Below are 19,730 nucleotides of genomic sequence, written 5' to 3' on the forward strand. Positions count from 1 at the left end.
CCTATATCTGGAGACTATGTGAATGACGATGAATGCCACGATCGAGACAGCCCCCGAGCCGGATGCGGTGTCGCAGCGCCTGACCTTCGTGCTTGCCGCGGCCTGTGGCATGGTCGCCGCCAACATCTATTACGCTCAGCCGCTGATCGCCCCGATCAGCGCCGCGCTCGGCCTGTCGCATGAAGCGGCGGGACTGATCGTCACCATGACGCAGATCGGCTACGGCGTGGGGCTTCTCTTTATCGTGCCGCTCGGCGACCTGGTCGAGAACCGCACCCTCATCTGCTCCGTCATCACGCTCGGCGCGGCAGCCCTGCTTGCCGCGGGGGCAGCGTCCCACGCGCTGCCGTTCCTGATCGCCGCGCTGTTCATCGGGCTCGGCTCGGTCGCGGTGCAGATCATCATTCCCTATGCGGCGCACCTTGCGCCGGCAGCCATTCGCGGCCGTGTCGTCGGCAACGTCTCGACCGGCTTGATGCTCGGCATCATGCTGGCGCGGCCGGTGTCGAGCTTCGTCACGGCGATGCTGTCGTGGCACGCGGTGTTCTTCTGCTCGGCCGCGCTGATGATCGTGCTCGCAGCCGTGCTCTGGATGACGCTGCCGAAGCGCAAGCCGGTCGCGCGGATGCATTACGGCGAGTTGCTACTGTCGATGCCGCATCTGGTGCGGACCACGCCGCTGCTGCGCCGCCGCGCGCTGTACCAGGCCAGCCTGTTCGGCGCCTTCAGCCTGTTCTGGACCGTGACGCCGCTGCTGCTCGCGAGCGAGTTCGGCTTCAGCCAGCGCGGCATCGCGCTGTTCGCGCTTGCCGGTGTCGCCGGCGTGTTCGCGGCGCCGATCGCGGGGCGGCTTGCCGATCGCGGCCACAGCCGCATGGCAACCCTGGTCGCGCTGCTGCTCGCGGCCGTAGGCTTCCTGATCACGCATGTCGGCGCGCCCGGATCGGTGCTGAACCTCGCCTGCCTGGTCGTCGCCGCGATCGCGATCGACATCGGCGTGCAGGGCAACGTCGTGCTCGGCTTCCGCGCGATCTTCGCGTTGGGGCATGAGCACCGCAGCCGCCTCAACGGCCTCTACATGGCGACGTTCTTCACCGCGGGCGCGGCGGGCTCGGCGGTCGGCGCCTGGGCATTTGCGCAAGGCGGCTGGACGCTCGCATCGGCCATTGGCCTCGCGCTACCCGTCGCAGGCCTGGTCTATGCGGCCACCGAGTAGGGGCCGCGGTGGTCCAGATTGTGCGGTTCGGCCCGTTTACCAAGGCCGTCCGGCCGGCAATTTCCACCTCGCAGTTTCCCTGCCGCTGTAGTACTTTGGTCGCAAGCGAGCCTGGTTAACGGGCGGCAGGGGGAGGCTGATGAGGCGTGCGGGGCTGGTTGGCGTACCGCGGGTACGACCGTGGTCGTGGCAGGCGTTTCTGCTTGGATTCGTCATTGTCGTAATGTCGGCTGCGCTCCAGGGCGCCTGTGTCGCACTCGGCGCAAAACTCTATTTCGCGGCGTTCCTGCCCAGCCTGTTCGTGCTCGGTCTCGTCGCGGGCGCACCGGCGGCGGCGTTCGCCGCGGTGCTCACCATTCCGCTGGTGTGGTGGGCGTTCATGCCGCCCTTCTTCGAGTTCAATTCGCTGACCAGCGCGCATGCCGATTCCATCAAGCTGTTCTGCCTGCTCGCCGTGCTGGTGATCGGCCTTGCCGATCTCTGCCGCGCGACGATGGCGATCATCAGCCGCGGCGGGTTGCAGCGAGGAAGCGAGAGCGCGGCAACGAATTCGCAATAGATCGGCCTTGTACGGCCGCGCACGTTGCGCGCGGGCAACAGTCCGGAAACCATTCGCGCGCTTGCCGCGCGGCGCTAACTTTTCAAAAAAGATTTGGCCGCAATTTCTCCCCCGGGAATGACGAGGGAGTTTTCGGACATGAACGGCCAAATAACCGGTCAAGTCACCGGTCACGCCATCTTGGAGAACGTGCGCCGCTACCGCGGAATCGCATCGCTCTATCGCCAGACCGCTGCATTCCGCCCGGGCCAGAGCTGGTCGCTGCTCGAGCAGGCGAGAGATTGGGAAGCGCGGGCGCTGCTGGAGCTGGAATCCTATTTCGCCGCGCGGATGGATTACGCTGCTACCCGTCCGGCCTGATCGTTAACCATCGGCGCGGCCTTGCGCAGGCCCGCCGAAGGGGCGGTCATCGGGTCGTGTACGGAGACCACGGGGCGATTACGGAGTTCTCTCGACGCCCGCCTGTGCTAGCAACGTCCCGACCGAGACATCCCAATTCGGCGGGGGCAAGCGATGACCACCTTCAACCGCATCTTCACGACCGAGCGCCTGCTCCAGATCATCGTCATTCTCGCGGCCACGGTCGCGATGAAGCTGATGGGCTGAATTTCGGCGGACTATCGCGCGCCGAATTCGGGCAATTCGGGCAGATAGTTCGATCCCTCCGATCCCAAGAAATCGAACATCGCCTGCGCCGGCGGCAACAGCACCTTGTCGCTGCGGCGGATCACGTACCATTGCCGCACGATCGGCAGCCCCGCGACGTCGAGCACGATGAGCCGGCCCTCGGTGAGCTCGTGCGCCACGGTGTGGGCCGAGATGAAGGCGATGCCGAGCCCGGCGATGACAGCCTGCTTGATGGTCTCGTTGCTGCTCATCTCCATGCCGATGATCGGCTCGAGATCCGACCTCTGGAACATGCCTTCCATCAGTGTCCGCGTGCCCGAGCCGGGCTCGCGAGTGAGGAAGGTCTCATGCACGAGGTCGGTGAGGTTGAGGCCGGAATCCTTCTCCAGCCAGTGCCCCTTCCGCGCGACGATGATGTGCGGATTGCGCCCGAGCTGCCGGACGTCGACGCTGACGTCGGCCGGTGGCCGACCCATCACTGCGAAGTCGAGGTCGTAGCCGTGCATGGCCTCGCGGATCTCCTCGCGATTGCCGACCGTGAGCTTGAGCTCGATCTTCGGATACCGCTTCGAGAATGCCGCGATCGCGTGCGGCACGAAATATTTTGCGGTCGAGACCGCGCCGAGATGCACCGTGCCGCCGGTTCGCCCCGCAAGCAGGTCGAGCGCGCCCTGGCAGTCGGCGATCGCAGCTTCGACGCGCTCGGCCAGGGTCAGCACCTCCTTGCCCGCCTCCGTCAGCAGCATGCCCTCGCCGGTCCGCTGCAGCAGCGGCAGGCCGGCGAGATCCTGAAGCTGGCGCAGTTGCTGGGTCACGGCCGGCTGCGTCAGGCCGAGCTGGGTCGAGGCTGCCGTGACGCTGCCCTTGGCCGCGAGCGCCGCGAGCGAGCGGAGCTGCCGGATCGTCAGATGCCGGAGCTGGGCCGAGGCATTATAAGATAATTCTTTGGCGCTCATTATGAATAGAAATTTTCCTTATTAAGCCGCCCCTGTCAATCTCGTCGTTGTTGGCACTGACCGCACCGGACCTCCAGCGAGGAGGGAACTGGATACGGCACCAGCAAAGGGGATGGACGCAGATGACCGGGCAACTCAGGCTGGACGACCACCTTCAGCGGTATTCGGAGACGGCGCCGCATGCTCTGGCCGTAGCGGCCGCGGTCGATGCCATCGCGGCGGCCGCGATCGAGATCGCCAATCTCATCGCCACGGGAGACCTTGCGGACGCCTCCGGCCTGACCACCGGGCGCAACAGCGACGGTGACGTCCAGCGCGATCTCGACGTGCAGGCGGATGCGATCCTGCGCCGCTGTCTCGGCAAGCTCCCGATCGCGGCACTGGCGTCGGAGGAGATGCGCGAACCGCAGATCGGCGACCGCAAGGCCAAGATCTGCGTCGCGATCGATCCGCTCGACGGCTCCTCCAACATCGACATCAACATGACAGTGGGCACGATCTTCTCGATCCTGCCCGCGCCCGACGATCTCGCGCTCGCCTTCCATCAGCGCGGCTCGGCGCAGCTCGCGGCGGGGTTCGTCACCTACGGTCCGCAAACCTCGCTGGTGCTGACGCTCGGCGAGGGCGTCGATATCTTCACGCTGGACCGCAAGTCCGGTTGCTTCCGTCTCGCGCGCAGCGCCGTGCAGATCTCCGAGACCTGCGAGGAGTTCGCGATCAACGCCTCGAACCGCCGGCATTGGGAACAGCCGGTGCGCGCCTTCGTCGACGAATGCCTCGCCGGTGTGGAAGGGCAGGCCAACCACAATTTCAACATGCGCTGGGTCGGCTCGCTGGTTGCCGAGGCCTATCGCATCCTCACCCGCGGTGGCGTGTTCCTCTATCCCTCCGATGCACGGCCCGGTTATGGCGACGGCCGCCTGCGCCTCGTCTACGAGGCGCATCCGATGGCGTACATCGTCGAGCAGGCTGGCGGCTCGGCTTCGACCGGGCGCGAGCGCATCCTCGAGCTCTCGGCGCAGAGCCTGCATCAGCGCGTGCCGCTGATCATGGGCTCGAGCAACGAGGTGCAGCGCGTCGAGGAACTGCATTGCGATCCCTTGCTGGTCGCCAGCGTCTCCGCACCGCTGTTCGCGCGGCGCGGCTTCTTCCGGCTGTGAGAGAGGCGCCCGATGTCCAGGAAGCATCCGATCATCTCCATCACCGGCTCCTCCGGCGCCGGCACCACGTCGGTCAAGAAGACTTTCGAACAGATATTCTTCCGCGAGAAGGTCAACGCCGCCTACATCGAAGGCGACGCCTTCCATCGTTACGATCGCGTGGAAATGCGCACGCAGATGGCGAAGGAGGCCGATCGCGGCAACAGGCATTTTAGCCATTTCAGCCCCGAGACCAATCTGTTCGAGGAGCTGGAGCGGGCGTTCCGCGACTATGGCGAGACCGGTACGGCGACGACGCGGCACTACGTCCACGATGCCGAGGAATCCGCGCTGCATGGTGCCGCACCCGGCACCTTCACCGAATGGAAACGGCTGCCGGAGAGCTCCGACCTGCTGTTTTACGAGGGCCTGCACGGCGCGGTCGTCACCGACAAGGTCAACGTCGCGCGCTATGCCGACCTCAAGATCGGCGTCGTGCCCGTCATCAATCTCGAATGGATCCAGAAGCTGCACCGCGACCGCAGTGCGCGAGGCTATTCGACCGAGGCCGTCACCGACACAGTTCTGCGGCGGATGCCCGACTACATCCACTACATCTGCCCGCAATTTTCCGAGACCGACATCAACTTCCAGCGCGTGCCGACGGTGGACACCTCCAATCCGTTTATCGCGCGCTGGATCCCGACGCCGGACGAATCGATGGTCGTGATCCGCTTCAAGAACCCGCGCGGCATCGACTTCCCCTACCTGCTCTCGATGCTGCCGCAAAGCTGGATGTCGCGTGCCAATTCGATCGTGTGCCCCGGCGCGAAACTCGATCTTGCCATGCAGCTGATCCTGACGCCGCTGATCATGCAGCTCATCGAGCGCAAGCGAAACCTGAAGTGAATAAGGGGAGGATCCGATGAACATCTCCGTCCACGCCGACGCCGACCTCACGCCGGTCTCGCCCAGCGATCTCGCCAACGCCGTCCGCTTCCTCGCGGTCGACGCCATCGAGACTTCGCAGTCCGGCCACCCCGGACTCCCCATGGGCATGGCCGATGTCGCCACCGTGCTGTTCTCGCGCTTCCTGAAATTCGACTCGGCCCATCCCCATTGGCCGGACCGTGATCGCTTCGTGCTGTCGGCGGGCCACGGCTCGATGCTGCTCTATGCACTGCTCCATCTCACCGGCGGCGACGTCAGCCTCGACGACATCAAGGCCTTCAGGCAATGGGGCTCGAAGACGCCGGGGCATCCGGAATACGGCCACACGCCAGGCGTCGAGACCACGACCGGCCCGCTGGGGCAGGGGATTGCGACCGCGGTGGGCATGGCCCTCGCCGAGCGCATGGCCAATGCCCGGCATGGCGACGAACTCGTCGATCATTTCACGTACGTCATTGCCGGCGACGGCTGCCTGATGGAAGGCATCAGCCAGGAAGCGATTTCGCTCGCCGGCCATCTCGGGCTCGGCCGCCTGATCGTGCTGTTCGACGACAACGGCATCTCCATCGATGGCCCGACGTCGCTTGCGACCTCCGACGACCAGCTCGCGCGCTTCGCTGCCTCCGGCTGGTCGGTGCGCCGTGTCGACGGGCACGATCCCGAAGCAGTTGCGCAGGCGATTGCGGAGGAGCGCGAGAGCGCAAGACCGTCGTTGATCGCCTGCCGCACCATCATCGGTTACGGCGCGCCGGATCGTCAGGGCACCGAGAAGGCACATGGCGCGCCGCTCGGCACCGAGCAGACGGCCGCGGCGCGGCGAGCGCTCGGCTGGGACTATCAGCCCTTCGTGGTGCCTGTCACGATCCAGAAAGCATGGCGGATGATCGGGCAACGCGGGCAGGTCGCGCGTCTCGCCTGGCTCGATCGCTACGAACGCGCGACGCCCGAGCAGCGCGACCTGTTTATCGAGGGCAAGGCGGTTGCCCTGCCGAACGCCTATGCCCAGGCCTCGGCGAAATTACGCGAACGCTTTGCCACCGAGCGTCCGAAGCTCGCGACGCGGCAGGCGTCGCAACAGGTGCTCGACGGCATCGCAGGGACGATTCCCGGATTTGTCGGTGGCTCGGCGGACCTGACGCATTCGAACCTGACGCATGCCAAGGCGCAGACCCCGGTCAAGCGCGACGCGTTCGCCGGCGATTACATCCATTACGGCATCCGCGAGCATGGCATGGCGGCCGCGATGAACGGCCTCGCGCTGCACGGGGGCTTCATTCCCTATGGCGGCACCTTCCTCGCGTTCTCCGATTACAGCCGGCCGGCGATCCGCCTTGCGGCCTTGATGCGGATCCGCGTCATTCATGTGATGACCCATGACTCCATTGGTCTCGGTGAGGACGGCCCCACGCACCAACCGGTTGAGCATCTCGCAGCGCTTCGCGTCATTCCGAACCTGCTTGTGTTCCGGCCGGCGGACGCAGTCGAGACGCTGGAAGCATGGGACTGCGCGCTCCAAGCTGAAAATCGTCCCTCCGTGCTGTGCCTGTCCCGTCATGCCCTACCGACCTTCCGCAGCGATGTGCGCGGCAGAAACCGCGTCGCACGCGGCGCCTACCTCATCGTTTCGCCGGACGGCGGCCGCGACGTGACGCTCATCGCAACGGGTTCGGAAGTCTCGATTGCGCTGGAAGCGGCCCGCCTGCTTGCCACCGAGCACGTCCGCGCGGCCGTGGTCTCCGCACCCTGCTTCGCGTTCTTCGAGGAGCAGCCGGAGGACTACCGCGCTGCCGTGCTCGGCACTGTGCCACGGATCGGCATCGAGGCGGCAGTCGCCGGCGATTGGCATCGCTGGATCGGCACCGAGGGCGAATTCGTCGGCATGCGCGGCTTCGGTGCTTCGGCGCCGGCCCCGGTGCTCTACCGCGAATTCGGCATCACGCCGCAAAGCGTTGCGGAAGCCGCCCGGCGGGCGATGGCCCGCACAGGCAAGCAATAACAGGAGGAATTGTCGTGGCCCGTATCACCCTTCGCCAACTGCTCGACCACGCCGCCAGTCACGGTTACGCGGTGCCGGCGTTCAACATCAATAACATGGAGCAGGGTATCGCGATCATGCAGGCGGCGGCCGATGTCGATGCGCCCGTCATCATCCAGGCTTCGCGCGGCGCGCGCAGCTATGCCGGCGACCTCATGCTCTCGCACATGATCGACGCGCTGGAGCGGACCTATCCGGACATCCCGCTCTGCATGCACCAGGACCATGGCAATGACGAAGCGACCTGCGCGTCCGCTATCGCCCATGGTTTCACCTCGGTGATGATGGACGGCTCGCTCAAGGCCGATGCCAAGACCGCGGCCGACTACGACTACAACGTTGCGATCACCAGCCGCGTCGTCGATCTCGCCCATTGGGTCGGTGCCTCCGTCGAAGGCGAGCTCGGCGTGCTCGGCTCGCTTGAGCATGGCGGCGGCGAGCAGGAGGATGGTCACGGCGTCGAAGGCACGGTCAGCCACGATCAGTTGCTGACCGATCCCGACCAGGCGGTCGACTTCGTCCGCGCCACTAAGGTCGATGCGCTCGCGATCGCGATGGGTACCTCGCACGGCGCCTACAAGTTCAGCCGCAAGCCGGATGGCGACATTCTGGCGATGCGGGTGGTCGAGGAGATCCACCGGCGGCTGCCGAACACGCATCTCGTGATGCACGGCTCGTCCTCGGTGCCGCAGCCGCTCCAGGACATGTTCAACCAGTTCGGCGGCGAGATGCCGCAGACCTGGGGCGTGCCGGTCGAGGAAATCGTCCGCGGCATCAAGAGCGGCGTGCGCAAGGTCAATATCGACACCGACTGCCGGCTGGCGATGACTGCGGTGTTCCGCAAGGTCGCCGCGCAAACGCGCTCGGAGTTCGATCCGCGCAAATTCCTCAAGCCCGCCATGGATGCGATGCGCGAGCTCTGCCGCGAGCGCTTCGAGCAGTTCGGCACCGCTGGCCACGCCAGCCGGATCAAGGTCGTTCCCTTGAGCGAGATGGCGCGGCGCTACCGCGCCGGAGAACTCGATCCCAGCATCGACGCCCGCGAGCCCGTCGCGGCCTAATCATTCAGAGAGAGAAGAGCAGGAGAGAGCCATGAATGCACATGCAGGAACCGTCCGCGGCAAGGAAAGATATCGATCGGGCGTGATGGAATACAAGCGCATGGGCTATTGGGAGCCTGATTACGTGCCAAAGGACACCGATGTCATCGCGCTGTTCCGCGTCACGCCGCAAGAGGGCGTCGACCCGATCGAGGCGTCGGCCGCAGTCGCCGGCGAATCCTCGACCGCGACCTGGACGGTGGTGTGGACCGATCGCTTGACCGCCGCCGAGAAGTATCGCGCGAAATGCTACCGCGTCGATCCGGTGCCGGGCACGCCGGGATCGTATTTCGCCTACATCGCCTATGACCTCGACCTGTTCGAGCCTGGCTCGATCGCCAACCTCTCGGCCTCGATCATTGGCAACGTGTTCGGCTTCAAGCCGCTGAAAGCGTTGCGGCTGGAGGACATGCGCTTCCCGGTCGCTTATGTGAAGACGTTCCAGGGACCGGCAACCGGCATCGTGGTCGAGCGCGAGCGGCTCGACAAGTTCGGCAGGCCGCTGCTCGGCGCCACCGTTAAGCCCAAGCTCGGCCTCTCGGGCCGCAATTACGGTCGCGTGGTCTACGAGGCGCTGAAAGGTGGACTCGACTTCACCAAGGATGACGAGAACATCAACTCGCAGCCGTTCATGCACTGGCGCGACCGCTTCCTCTATTGCATGGAGGCGGTGAACCGCGCGCAGGCGGCCTCCGGTGAGGCGAAGGGCACCTACCTGAACATCACCGCGGGAACGATGGAGGACATGTACGAGCGCGCCGAGTTCGCGAAGGAGCTCGGGTCGTGCATCGTCATGATCGACCTCGTGATCGGCTACACCGCGATCCAGTCGATGGCGAAATGGGCGCGGCGCAATGACATGATCCTGCATCTGCATCGCGCCGGTCACTCGACCTATACGCGGCAGAAGAGCCATGGCGTGTCGTTCCGCGTCATCGCCAAGTGGATGCGGCTTGCTGGCGTCGACCACATCCATGCCGGCACGGTGGTCGGCAAGCTCGAAGGCGATCCCAACACCACGCGCGGCTATTACGATGTCTGCCGCGAAGACTTCAACCCGACCAAGCTCGAACACGGCCTGTTCTTCGACCAGTCCTGGGCGAGCCTGAACAAGATGATGCCGGTCGCCTCCGGCGGCATCCATGCCGGCCAGATGCACCAGCTGCTCGACCTGCTCGGCGAGGATGTCGTGCTGCAGTTCGGCGGCGGTACCATCGGCCATCCTATGGGCATCGCGGCCGGCGCCATCGCCAACCGCGTGGCGCTGGAAGCGATGATCCTCGCCCGCAACGAGGGCCGCGACTATGTCCACGAAGGTCCGGAGATCCTGGCCAGGGCGGCCGAGACCTGCACGCCGCTGAAAGCTGCGCTCGAGGTCTGGAAGGACGTCTCCTTCAATTATGAATCCACCGACACGCCCGACTTCGTGCCGACAGCGCTCGAAACCGTTTGAGGAGATTTGACATGAAGCTGACCCAAGGCTGCTTCTCGTTCCTGCCCGATCTGACCGACGACCAGATCACCAAGCAGGTGCAGTATTGCCTGACCAACGGTTGGGCGGTGAACATCGAGTTCACCGACGATCCGCATCCCCGCAACACCTATTGGGAGATGTGGGGCCTGCCGATGTTCGATCTCCAGGACGCCGCCGGCGTGATGATGGAGCTCGCCGAATGCCGCAGAGTGTATGGCGACCGCTACATCCGTCTCAGCGGCTTCGACTCCAGCCATGGCTGGGAATCGGTGCGGATCTCGTTCATCGTCAACCGCCCGCCGCAGGAGGCCGAGTTCGAGTTGGTGCGGCAGGAGGTGGGCGGACGCGCGATTCGCTACACCACCGTGCGCCGGCAGCCCGCGCACGCGCCAACCTAATTCATTCTCCTCCGCGCGGAGCACTCCCTGCTCCGTTTCCTTGGCGGACCACTGCTTCGCCGCTTTCCGCGGCGAAGCCCTTTTCTTCGAGGTGCCAATGCTGGATGTTCCCCACGCAATGACCACTGAGCCCGGCGAGACCAGTTTCGATCTCCGCAAGGAGGCCGAAGAGGCTGGAATCACCGGCACGCTGCAGCAGCTCGAGCAGGAGCTGATCGGATTGAAGCCGGTGAAGAACCGCGTGCGCCAGATCGCGTCGCTCTTGCTGATCGAACGTATCCGGCAGCGTGCGGGACTGGCTTCGTCGCCGCCGACGCTGCACATGTCGTTCACCGGCAATCCCGGCACCGGCAAGACGACCGTCGCGCTGCGCATGGCAAAGATCCTGCACGGCCTCGGCTTCGTGCGGCGCGGGCAGGTGATCTCGGTGACGCGCGACGATCTCGTCGGCCAGTATATCGGCCACACCGCGCCGAAGACCAAGGAGATCCTGAAGAAGGCGATGGGCGGCGTGCTGTTCATCGACGAAGCCTATTATCTGCACCGTCCTGACAACGAGCGCGACTACGGCCAGGAGGCGATCGAGATTTTGCTCCAGGTGATGGAAAACCAGCGCGAGGACCTCGTCGTGATCCTTGCCGGCTACGGCGAGCGGATGACCAGCTTCTTTGCGTCAAACCCCGGCTTCCGCTCGCGCATCGCGCATCACATCGACTTTCCCGACTATGCGGAAGCCGAGCTGCTCGTCATTGCCGAGCTGATGCTGAAGGAACGGGGTTATCGCCTGTCGGCGACGGCGCGTGAGGCTTTCGAGAAATATATTGCGCTGCGCCGGACCCAGCCGTTCTTCTCCAATGCGCGCTCGATCCGCAACGCCGTCGACCGCATCCGCCTGCGGCAGGCCGATCGGCTGGTATCCGATCTCGATCGCATGCTCGAGATCGCCGATCTCGAAACGATCGATCCCATGGACGTCCTGGCGAGCCGTGTCTTCAGCGGCGGTGCGGACGTGCAGGGGAGTGCGAAACCATGACGAGAGAAATCCTCATCGCGCCATCGATCCTGGCTGCGGATTTCGCACGCCTCGGCGAGGAGATCGTGGCGATCGACGCTGCGGGCGCCGACTGGATTCATTGCGATGTCATGGACGGGCATTTCGTTCCGAACATCAGTTATGGCGCGGACTTCATCAAGGCGATCCGGCCGCTGACGAAGAAAATATTCGACGTGCATCTCATGATCGCGCCGGCCGATCCCTATCTCGAGGCGTTCGCGAAGGCCGGCGCGGATGTCATCACGGTGCATGCCGAAGCCGGTCCGCACCTTGATCGCTCGCTCCAGGCTATCCGTGCGCTCGGCAAGAAAGCCGGCGTCAGCCTGTGTCCCGCCACTCCCGAAAGCGCGATCGAGTATGTGCTCGATCGTCTCGATCTCGTCCTGGTGATGACGGTCAATCCGGGTTTTGGCGGCCAGTCCTTCCTCGAGTCCCAGCTCGAGAAGATCGGGCGTATTCGAAGCATGATCGGCGACCGGCCCATCCGGCTCGAGGTTGACGGCGGCATCACGCGCGACAATGCCGCGGCCGTGGCCGCCGCGGGCGCCGATACGCTGGTGGCGGGTTCCGCCGTGTTTCGCGGCAGGAGCAGCGCGGACTACGCCGGCAACATTGCGGCCATCCGCACTGCCGCGGAAGCCGGCAGGGTTCCGAAGCTGCAACATAGTTCGGCGCAGGCGATGCGAGCCGGCGGGCCCGCGTTCATCCGGTAGGCTACGCAAGACAGGCAAACGAGCCAGTACCGGAATGGCTGTGCCAGGGCCTGCCCCTTTCCACCGGACATATTGAAGCCGCGCCGATTGGAACTTTCGCCCGAACACGCGTTTGCCTAGAAACAAGCGCGTCAAACGCGCGGCGGGCGCAGCAAATCTTTTGCATAGCCGCCATCGCCCTGACGCAAATAAGGGCAATAAGCTCTGTGAATGCGAGGGAGGGTCTGATGGATAACGTACGTCGCTACCGCGCGCTAGCGTCCCTCTGTCGTCAGCAGGCCGCCTACCGGCCGCTCCAGAGCTGGGAACTGCTCGGCCAGGCCGAACATTTCGAATATCTCGCCGAAGTCGAGCTCAAGGCGCATTTCGACGCGTGCAATGCGCAACAAGACGAGGACGGCGTCGAGGTCACGGCGTGGGAGAGACCCGCTGCGGCGTGACGGTCGAACTCGTTCGAAGATGACCTGAACTTGCCGGTTCCGGCACCGCTCAAGGACGCGGTTGTCAGCCCGAACGACAAGGCTTGTGACCGGCCCGACCTGGATCGTCCCTCGATTAATGCGACATCAGCGTCGGGACGGTCATGGCTTCCAGCATGGCGCGGGTGACGCCGCCGAGGAACCGTTCCTGCAATCGCGAATGGCCGTAGCCGCCCATGACCAGAAGATCGAGGCTCTCATCGGCTGCCAACGACAGCATGGTCGGCTGAATGTCAGAGCGCGCCGCCGACAGGTTGACCGTGCGGGTCAACAGTCCGCGCCGGCCGAGATGCCTTGCCAGATTGCGGGTCGAGACCTCGTCGGGAACCGTATCTGTTTCGTTGATCGCGATGATCACGATCTCCTCGGCGCGGGCCAGGAACGGTGCAGCGTCGCGCATCGCGCGCGCGGCGAGGCGGCTGCCATCCCAGCAGATGCGATTCGTTTCGCCTTGAATGCTCCATGGAAGGTGTAGGGCAGGAAAAGCACCGGCCCACCCGCCTGGAACAGGATCTCACGGGGCACATCGTTGTCGAGTGAGCCTTGCGCCGGATCCGGCTGGAGCACGATGCTGAGATCGTGCAGCCGCGCCATCTCGCCGAGCAAGCCGACCGCCTCCCCCGGCATCGTTCCGAGCGGGTGGCATGTGTAGGAAATGCCGGCGTTCATCGCTTCGCTCTTGAACACCGCGAGCGCCGCCTCGGCCCGCTCCACTGCGCTTTCGCGCTCCATCTCGAACACCGCCGCCACCGCAGCGCCGCCCTCCATGACGTAGGCCGCGCTGGTTGCCACATATCCAACCGCGACTGCATCGAGATGGGCGTTGAGGCCCGCTGCGAGTGAGATCGAGCCATCGATCACCGGGCGCATCGGGCGCTCGGTGGGGATGTGGACGAGAATGTCTTTGTACATGACGCGCCTCCGATGGACATCATCCGGTGACCGCAGTCTTTCACGGTGCGCAGGGCCCGCGTTGAGCTGCATCAAACGTGCAGCCTCGAGTTTTGGACCTTCGCCGGCCCGGCTACTTTGCCAAGATTTAACCGCGCGGACGGGACGCTGTAAGGTGGCGACCACCATGTTGGGTGCAAGGCGACTTACCCAACATGGACATATCGACATGAGCGATCGCGTCAATTCCGACACCACAACGCCCCGCAAGATCCTGAGACCGCGCCGGCTCGCGCTGCTCGGCACCGTGGCCGCGCTTGGGCTGGCCGTGCTGGCGACTGCCCCCGGCTCTTCGCCGTTCAGCGCGAACTCCTTCATTGCGCCCGCCCAGGCCGCGGAGACCGCTGCGACACCGCCGGGCTTCGGCGACCTCGTCAGCAAGGTCAAACCTGCCGTGATCTCGGTGCGGGTCAGGATCGACCAGGACAACGATAAGAGCGCGATGCTGCAACAGAACCGGATGGATTCGGACGAGGCATCGCCGTTCGACCAGTTCTCGCGGCAATTCGGCTTCCGCGGCCCTGGCATGGAAGGCATGCCGCGCCAGCACCGCCAGATGATCACGGGTGAGGGCTCCGGCTTCTTCATCTCCGCCGACGGCTACGCCGTGACCAACAACCACGTCGTCGATCACGCCGAGTCCGTGCAAGTGACGATGGACGACGGCACGATCTACAGCGCGAAAGTGGTCGGCACCGATCCGAAAACGGATCTCGCGCTGATCAAGGTCGAAGGCAAGAAGGATTTTCCGTTCGTCAAATTCTCCGACCAGAAGCCGCGCATCGGCGACTGGGTGGTCGCGGTCGGCAATCCCTTCGGCCTCGGCGGCACCGTGACCGCCGGCATCGTCTCGGCCAGCGGCCGCGACATCGGCAACGGTCCCTATGATGACTTCATCCAGATCGACGCGCCGATCAACAAGGGCAATTCCGGCGGCCCGGCCTTCGACATGAACGGCAACGTGATCGGCGTGAACACTGCGATCTTCTCGCCCTCCGGCGGCTCGGTCGGCATCGGCTTCGACATTCCGGCCTCGACCGCAAAGCTCGTCGTCGCACAGTTGAAGGACAAGGGCGCGGTCACTCGCGGCTGGCTCGGCGTGCAGGTGCAGCCGGTGACATCGGATATCGCCGACAGCCTCGGCCTCAAGGAGGCGCGCGGCGCGATCGTCGACAATCCGCAGGATGGCAGCCCGGCGGCGAAGGCGGGCATCGAGGCGGGCGACGTCATCACCGCCGTCAACGGCACTGCGATCAAGGATTCCCGCGATCTCGCCCGCACCATCGCCACCCTGGCGCCAGGCACGTCCGTGAAGCTCGACGTCGTCCACAAGGGCGACAGCAAGACGGTGACATTGGCGCTCGGCGAGTTGCCGAACGAGCGGCAGGCAAGAGCCGACGAGGGCAAGTCGCAGCCAGATGCCGGCATGCCGCCGCGTCTCGGACTCAGCCTGGCTCCGGCCGGGGACATCCAGGGCGCCGGCCAGAAGGGCGTCGTCGTCACTGAAGTCGATCCGCAAGGGCCGGCCGCGCAACGCGGCATCCAGACCGGCGACGTCATCCTCAATGTCGGCGGCAAGGCCGTCGCCAATATCGGCGATGTCCGTTCGGAGCTGGCGCAGGCGAAATCGTCCGGCAAGCGCAGCGTGCTGCTGCAGGTCAGAAGCGCACAGGCGACCCGGTTCGTCGCGGTGCCGCTCGCATAAGTCGAACGTCGATCGGCGCAAGTCCAAAAAGGCGGCCCAAGGGCCGCCTTTCCTGTTCGCCTTCCGGATTCCGGATGCCCGCCGATAACATTCTCGTTAACGGCAGGGAGGATGACCCGGTTCGTCCGAAAAAGCCGTGTTCGCTCATCACAATTGCGGATCTCGTATGGACTCGGCGGCAATGAAGCCGCCGACGATTGCAAGCGTGGAACTTCGAACTTGTCGCCGCTGAGCCGGCCGGCAATTCGTATTGATCGGTGCCGACATGGATCGATTGAAGCTCTCGCTAAGGACTGCGCTGCTCGTGGCGCCATTCGTGCTGTGGGGTGGAAACGCTCTCGGGCGTGACGATGGCCGCTACGCGGACTCTCCCCTCAAGCCATGGTTCGATGGCCTGCGCAGCCATCTCGGTCCGTGCTGCTCGGATGCAGATGGGTTTGCCGTCGCCGATCCCGATTGGGACTCGCACAATGGACATTATCGCGTGCGGCTCGACGGCGAGTGGGTCGAGGTGCCGGACGAAGCCGTGATCACCGAGCCGAACCGGGCCGGCCGCACCATGGTGTGGCCGGTGAAGACCGCGTTCGGCGTTTCGATTCGCTGCTTCATGCCGGGCAGCATGATCTGACGGAGGTCAGCGCGACCGTTTGGAGGATTTGCGCTTCGACCTTTTCTTCGAACTCTTCTTCGAAGTCTTCTTGGATGTTTTCCGAGATGTCTTCTTTGAGGTCTTCTTGGACGTCTTCCGCTTTGCGGCTTTCTTCGGGACCTTCTTGCCCTTCTTGCGCGCTTTCGACAGGCCGATCGCGATTGCCTGCTTGCGGCTCTTCACGCGTCCGCCTCGACCGCCCGGTCCGCTTTTGGCGGTACCCTTCTTGTAGCGCTTCATCTCACTTTCGACATCGCTGCCGGAGCTGCGCGAGTAGCGGCGCTTCTTTGCCTTGCGTGCCATGCATGTTCTCCCTTGGCCTGGGAAAACAATCCGAGACAGGCATGGTTCCGAAAGCGCGCATGCACGTCCCGGATACGCGGCTTAGTCTAGAACGAATCCGCCAGCTCGATCTCGGCTTCCAGCACCTGAATGCGCCGCGCTGCCTCGCTGGAGGACAGATCCCGCGCATATTGCGCGGGTTGATACGCCTCTTCGCTCAGCCGTTTCAGCCGGAGGCCCTGCGCCCGCGTCATCTGCTCGGTGAGGAAAGTCTTGGCGGTGAGGAAAGTCTTGGCGTCGTATTTACGCTGAACCTGCATGTCGCTTCTCCCTTCTGAAATTGTGACTTGACTATATGTTCTTATTTTGTTCTAACAAGTCATGGACAACAGAATTAATGAAATTCGACGTAAAATCAGCGCCTTGAGGCTGGAAATGGCCGATATCGAGGTGTCCGTCCGCGAACTCGTCGACCGCGAGCACGATTGCACAGAGAAGGCGCTGGCGCAGATGGATCTGCGCCGGAAAATCAATCTGCTGATCGGCGAATGGAAAGCTGCGGGTGGCGGCGATGTCCTGCCGAATGTCCGCGACAGGATGCGTCTTCGCTCAGCGAAGACATCAGGTAGTCCTCTGCGCGTGATCGCGCGCCCCTGAGAGCTGGGAGCGCACGGTGGAGGAAGACCCGGATGCATACCGGATTCTAAAGCTGCGCGCCGAGATTCTCGAACTGGGCTCTGCGATCCGGCAGTTGCAACGCGAGGGGCTCGACGACGCCGCGGCCCAGCTCTTGATCGCGCGCAAGCGCGCACGACTCGATCATCTGGTGAGAGCTGATCCCACCGGCGTTCATCCTGACATCCTGGGCAGCCATCGTAGCTGAAGCGTGCGCGCAACGCGACCCGAGAAAAAGTTCGTTCGAACACCATAAGCAAAAAGGCCCCGCGATCGCGGGGCCTCTATGAGTTGGACGAACAAAACCTACTTGGTGTTGCTCATGCCGCTCTTGTTGTTCGTCATGGTGCCGCCTTGGTCGGAGCCGGGGCCGGAGCCGCCCTGACCGGAGGGATCAGCACCCTTGGAGGGCTTGGTGTTGGCGCCCGTGGTGGTCTGCGACGACGACATCGAGGATCCGTGTTTTGCCTTGTGCGACTTGGCCTGCACGGCGAACGGTGCGGCGGCGAGGCCGGTGGCCAACATCACGGCAAGAGCGAGCTTTGTGGTCTTCATGTGCGGGAACTCCCTGAGTTGAATTGACGCAGGCAGCCAACTGCCATTCGTCGCAGGAGTTCCGAACAAAGGAAGTTCCGGTAAAGGACGCATCCTTCAAGATTGCTTGTCCTCTGCGAGGATGAATACGACGCCGGTCAATGTCGCGCCGATCGCGAACGTCGTCACGAATGTGAGAGCGAAAACGACTACGGCCTGGCTTCCGCCGTGACTTAGCAAATTGGCGACGCCTGGATTGGACAGCACGAGCACGAGGCTGAAAGCGAGCCCGAGGGCTGCGCCCATCATGGCGTGCGTCATCAGCTTGATGAGCCCGCTGGGAGAGATCAGGTCCGACGACTTCTTCGCGCGCATGGAACTCTATCCCAATCTCGCATGCAACGCCTGCGTCACGCGCCGGTTCCACCCGCATGAAGGAATTGTCATCCTGCGCTTCATCCGACGTTCATGCCGGGTGGGCAAGAATGACCACGCAACACGGGAACATTCGATATGGGTAAGGTGGTCTTTCTCTATCGCTCTCTGGCTTATCGTAACGCCGCTGCGGACATCCTCCGCAAGGCCCGCAAGCTGCCCCGCGGCGCGGAGCGAAGCGCGGCGTGCCGCTATGCCAAGGCTCTGCGCGATCTCGCCCAAACGGAAGCCTGGCTTGAAGGACGGGTCGCGCGCGAGCTGCAAACGACGCAGCCCAGGAAGAGTGCGGCCTCCGGTTAACCGGACGCGCGCTGCAATTCGGCGGAGCTGGCGGCTTCGAAGTTGCCGGGCGCGGTCGTCGCGGCAGTCTTGCGGACCAACGGCACCTCGAGCCGGCACAACAGACCCTCGGCGCGCCAATCGAAACGCGCCTGCCCGCCGAGCTGGGACTCGACGCTCGCAAGCAGGCTCCGCGTACCAAACCCGCGGGATTTCGGCGTCATGACGAGCGGGCCGCCGGACTCCTCCCAAGTCAGCGTGAGCAGCTCGTCCTCGACCTGCCAGCCGATCGCGAGCCGTCCCGTCCGCGTCGAGAGCGCGCCATACTTCGCCGAGTTGGTGAAAAGCTCATGCAGCGCCAGCGCCAGCGTCTGGGCGGTTGCCGGCAGCAACTGAACTTCGGATCCCGCCAATTTGATCTGGCCGCCGAGGGAATAGGGCGCAAGCTCCTCGTCGATCAGCTTCGAGAGTTCGGCGCCCTGCCAGCTCGATAGCGACAGGATCGTGTGCACGCGCGCCAGTGCATTGATGCGCCCCTCGACGGCGCTGACATAGGCTTTCACCTCGTCGGCGCGGGTGAGGCGCACGATCGATTGCGCCAGCGCCAGCGCATTCTTGGCGCGATGATCGACTTCCCGCGCCAGGAGAGTCTGCCGTTCCTCGGCGCGCTTGCGTTCGGTGATGTCCACCGTCACGCCGCTGACGCGCATGACCCGACCGCTATCGTCAACCGTGGCGGCGGCCGTGCCGACACACCAGCGCACATCGCCGTCGGGCCGCACGATGCGGAACTCCGTTTCATAGGAGCGTGTGCCCTTGTTGAATTCGGCGATCGCCTTGCGCAACTGATCGACGTCATCCGGATGCAACAGCGCCTGAACGTTGGCCGGATTCACCTCGAAGCTGTCCGGGCCAACACCAAAGATGCGGTATTGCCCCTCGTCCCACATCCAGTCGCCGGTGACCCAGTCCCAGTCCCACGAACCCATCTTGCCGGCGGCGATCGCCATGCTGCGCCGCTCTTCGCTCTCGCGGAGCTTTGCGGTGGAATTCTCCAGCTCGGCCGTGCGTGCACGCACGCGGTCCTCGAGATCCTGGTTCAGCCGCTCGAGTTCGCGCGTCTTGCGATAGAGTTCTGCAAACACCTTGACCTTGGCGCGCAGCACCTCCGGCACGACCGGCACGGGGACGTAGTCGACGGCGCCCATCTCGTAGCCGCGCAGGCGGTCGATGTCGCTGACTTGAATGGCCGAGATGAAGATCATCGCGGTCTTCTGGAAGCGCGGGTGCTCGCGGATCATCGCGGCGAGCTCGAAGCCGTCGAGCTCGGGCATGCAGACGTCGACCAGGATCACCGCGATCTCGGTCTTGAGCAGCACCTCCAGACCCTCCCGACCGGACGAGGCGATCACGAGGTTCTGGCCGAGATCCTTCAGGATCACCTCATAGGCGAGCAGCTTGGCCGGCTGGTCGTCGACGAGGAGGATGTTGACCTTTTCGTGGTCCATACGGGCATCCA

The 19,730-nt window shown here is 64.3% G+C and carries 23 protein-coding genes and 1 pseudogene; 17 read left to right on the forward strand and 7 right to left on the reverse strand.

Going from position 1 to position 19,730, the window contains the following annotated elements; all coding sequences use genetic code 11:
* Positions 1 to 22 precede the first annotated feature (22 nt).
* The 3 genes from BRA1417_RS0115320 to BRA1417_RS0115330 all read left to right on the forward strand — a co-directional run bounded on the left by BRA1417_RS0115320 (position 23) and on the right by BRA1417_RS0115330 (position 2,135).
* A complete protein-coding gene (locus BRA1417_RS0115320) occupies positions 23 to 1,216 on the forward strand; it encodes an MFS transporter (protein ID WP_027516492.1) in 1,194 nt (397 codons plus the stop codon).
* 139 nt (positions 1,217 to 1,355) lie between these two features.
* On the forward strand, positions 1,356 to 1,775 hold the full coding sequence (locus BRA1417_RS0115325; protein WP_027516493.1) for a hypothetical protein: 420 nt from the start codon (positions 1,356 to 1,358) through the stop codon (positions 1,773 to 1,775).
* Positions 1,776 to 1,925: 150 nt separating this feature from the next.
* The gene (locus BRA1417_RS0115330; RefSeq protein WP_027516494.1) at positions 1,926 to 2,135 is read left to right on the forward strand and encodes a hypothetical protein; all 210 of its coding nucleotides are present in this window, start codon (positions 1,926 to 1,928) and stop codon (positions 2,133 to 2,135) included.
* Between the two features lie 257 nt (positions 2,136 to 2,392).
* Here BRA1417_RS0115330 and BRA1417_RS0115340 read toward each other — a convergent pair whose 3' ends face one another.
* Complete coding sequence (locus tag BRA1417_RS0115340; protein WP_027516495.1) at positions 2,393 to 3,358, reverse strand: LysR family transcriptional regulator; 966 nt, start codon at positions 3,356 to 3,358, stop codon at positions 2,393 to 2,395.
* A gap of 122 nt (positions 3,359 to 3,480) precedes the next feature.
* Between BRA1417_RS0115340 and BRA1417_RS0115345 the strand changes: the two genes are divergently transcribed.
* The 9 genes from BRA1417_RS0115345 (at position 3,481) to BRA1417_RS0115385 (ending at position 12,662) form a co-directional block, all read left to right on the forward strand.
* Positions 3,481 to 4,518 carry a class 1 fructose-bisphosphatase gene (locus tag BRA1417_RS0115345; protein ID WP_027516496.1) on the forward strand — a complete coding sequence of 346 codons (1,038 nt, stop codon included), beginning with the start codon at positions 3,481 to 3,483 and terminating at the stop codon, positions 4,516 to 4,518.
* A gap of 12 nt (positions 4,519 to 4,530) precedes the next feature.
* A complete protein-coding gene (locus BRA1417_RS0115350; protein WP_027516497.1) occupies positions 4,531 to 5,406 on the forward strand; it encodes a phosphoribulokinase in 876 nt (291 codons plus the stop codon).
* Between the two features lie 16 nt (positions 5,407 to 5,422).
* Entirely contained in the window at positions 5,423 to 7,444 is a 2,022-nt protein-coding gene (tkt, locus tag BRA1417_RS0115355) for a transketolase (protein WP_027516498.1), read from the forward strand.
* 14 nt (positions 7,445 to 7,458) lie between these two features.
* Positions 7,459 to 8,544, forward strand: coding sequence for a class II fructose-bisphosphate aldolase (gene fba, locus BRA1417_RS0115360; RefSeq protein WP_027516499.1), 1,086 nt, complete (start codon positions 7,459 to 7,461; stop codon positions 8,542 to 8,544).
* A 31-nt stretch (positions 8,545 to 8,575) separates the two neighbouring features.
* Complete coding sequence (locus tag BRA1417_RS0115365) at positions 8,576 to 10,036, forward strand: form I ribulose bisphosphate carboxylase large subunit (protein WP_027516500.1); 1,461 nt, start codon at positions 8,576 to 8,578, stop codon at positions 10,034 to 10,036.
* A gap of 11 nt (positions 10,037 to 10,047) precedes the next feature.
* The gene (locus BRA1417_RS0115370; protein WP_007594833.1) at positions 10,048 to 10,455 is read left to right on the forward strand and encodes a ribulose bisphosphate carboxylase small subunit; all 408 of its coding nucleotides are present in this window, start codon (positions 10,048 to 10,050) and stop codon (positions 10,453 to 10,455) included.
* A gap of 97 nt (positions 10,456 to 10,552) precedes the next feature.
* Complete coding sequence (gene cbbX, locus BRA1417_RS0115375) at positions 10,553 to 11,488, forward strand: CbbX protein (protein ID WP_027516501.1); 936 nt, start codon at positions 10,553 to 10,555, stop codon at positions 11,486 to 11,488.
* On the forward strand, positions 11,485 to 12,222 hold the full coding sequence (rpe, locus tag BRA1417_RS0115380; protein ID WP_027516502.1) for a ribulose-phosphate 3-epimerase: 738 nt from the start codon (positions 11,485 to 11,487) through the stop codon (positions 12,220 to 12,222). The genes cbbX and rpe overlap by 4 nt, the downstream gene beginning before the upstream one ends.
* Before the next feature lie 227 nt (positions 12,223 to 12,449).
* Positions 12,450 to 12,662: a hypothetical protein gene (locus BRA1417_RS0115385; protein WP_027516503.1), complete on the forward strand. Its 213-nt coding sequence runs from the start codon at positions 12,450 to 12,452 to the stop codon at positions 12,660 to 12,662.
* 115 nt (positions 12,663 to 12,777) lie between these two features.
* Here the strand turns inward: BRA1417_RS0115385 and BRA1417_RS40530 are convergent.
* Positions 12,778 to 13,613, reverse strand: a pseudogene (locus BRA1417_RS40530) (universal stress protein).
* A 208-nt stretch (positions 13,614 to 13,821) separates the two neighbouring features.
* On the opposite strand from BRA1417_RS40530, the gene BRA1417_RS0115395 reads away from it, so the two are divergent.
* Positions 13,822 to 15,357, forward strand: a complete 1,536-nt coding sequence (locus BRA1417_RS0115395; RefSeq protein ID WP_027516504.1) for a Do family serine endopeptidase — start codon at positions 13,822 to 13,824, stop codon at positions 15,355 to 15,357.
* A gap of 265 nt (positions 15,358 to 15,622) precedes the next feature.
* Complete coding sequence (locus BRA1417_RS0115400) at positions 15,623 to 15,985, forward strand: hypothetical protein (protein WP_007607279.1); 363 nt, start codon at positions 15,623 to 15,625, stop codon at positions 15,983 to 15,985.
* A gap of 6 nt (positions 15,986 to 15,991) precedes the next feature.
* Here BRA1417_RS0115400 and BRA1417_RS0115405 read toward each other — a convergent pair whose 3' ends face one another.
* Together BRA1417_RS0115405 and BRA1417_RS0115410 are read right to left on the reverse strand one after the other, a co-directional pair.
* Positions 15,992 to 16,309 carry a DUF6496 domain-containing protein gene (locus tag BRA1417_RS0115405; RefSeq protein WP_027516505.1) on the reverse strand — a complete coding sequence of 106 codons (318 nt, stop codon included), beginning with the start codon at positions 16,307 to 16,309 and terminating at the stop codon, positions 15,992 to 15,994.
* 86 nt (positions 16,310 to 16,395) lie between these two features.
* Positions 16,396 to 16,608: a DUF3072 domain-containing protein gene (locus BRA1417_RS0115410; protein WP_027516506.1), complete on the reverse strand. Its 213-nt coding sequence runs from the start codon at positions 16,606 to 16,608 to the stop codon at positions 16,396 to 16,398.
* A gap of 115 nt (positions 16,609 to 16,723) precedes the next feature.
* On the opposite strand from BRA1417_RS0115410, the gene BRA1417_RS0115415 reads away from it, so the two are divergent.
* On the forward strand, positions 16,724 to 16,945 hold the full coding sequence (locus tag BRA1417_RS0115415) for a hypothetical protein (protein WP_027516507.1): 222 nt from the start codon (positions 16,724 to 16,726) through the stop codon (positions 16,943 to 16,945).
* Positions 16,946 to 16,961: 16 nt separating this feature from the next.
* Positions 16,962 to 17,171, forward strand: coding sequence for a hypothetical protein (locus tag BRA1417_RS42820; RefSeq protein WP_084462248.1), 210 nt, complete (start codon positions 16,962 to 16,964; stop codon positions 17,169 to 17,171).
* 98 nt (positions 17,172 to 17,269) lie between these two features.
* Here the strand turns inward: BRA1417_RS42820 and BRA1417_RS0115425 are convergent, their stop codons facing one another.
* Complete coding sequence (locus tag BRA1417_RS0115425) at positions 17,270 to 17,518, reverse strand: hypothetical protein (protein ID WP_027516508.1); 249 nt, start codon at positions 17,516 to 17,518, stop codon at positions 17,270 to 17,272.
* A 96-nt stretch (positions 17,519 to 17,614) separates the two neighbouring features.
* Positions 17,615 to 17,872, reverse strand: coding sequence for a hypothetical protein (locus BRA1417_RS0115430; RefSeq protein ID WP_027516509.1), 258 nt, complete (start codon positions 17,870 to 17,872; stop codon positions 17,615 to 17,617).
* Between the two features lie 138 nt (positions 17,873 to 18,010).
* Between BRA1417_RS0115430 and BRA1417_RS0115435 the strand changes: the two genes are divergently transcribed.
* Complete coding sequence (locus BRA1417_RS0115435; protein WP_027516510.1) at positions 18,011 to 18,232, forward strand: hypothetical protein; 222 nt, start codon at positions 18,011 to 18,013, stop codon at positions 18,230 to 18,232.
* On the opposite strand, the gene BRA1417_RS0115440 is transcribed toward BRA1417_RS0115435, so the two are convergent.
* A complete protein-coding gene (locus tag BRA1417_RS0115440) occupies positions 18,229 to 19,719 on the reverse strand; it encodes an HWE histidine kinase domain-containing protein (RefSeq protein ID WP_027516511.1) in 1,491 nt (496 codons plus the stop codon). The genes BRA1417_RS0115435 and BRA1417_RS0115440 overlap by 4 nt on opposite strands.
* Between the last annotated feature and the right edge of the window lie 11 nt (positions 19,720 to 19,730).

It is taken from the genome of Bradyrhizobium sp. WSM1417 (assembly GCF_000515415.1).
In the GTDB taxonomy this organism is placed as follows: domain Bacteria; phylum Pseudomonadota; class Alphaproteobacteria; order Rhizobiales; family Xanthobacteraceae; genus Bradyrhizobium.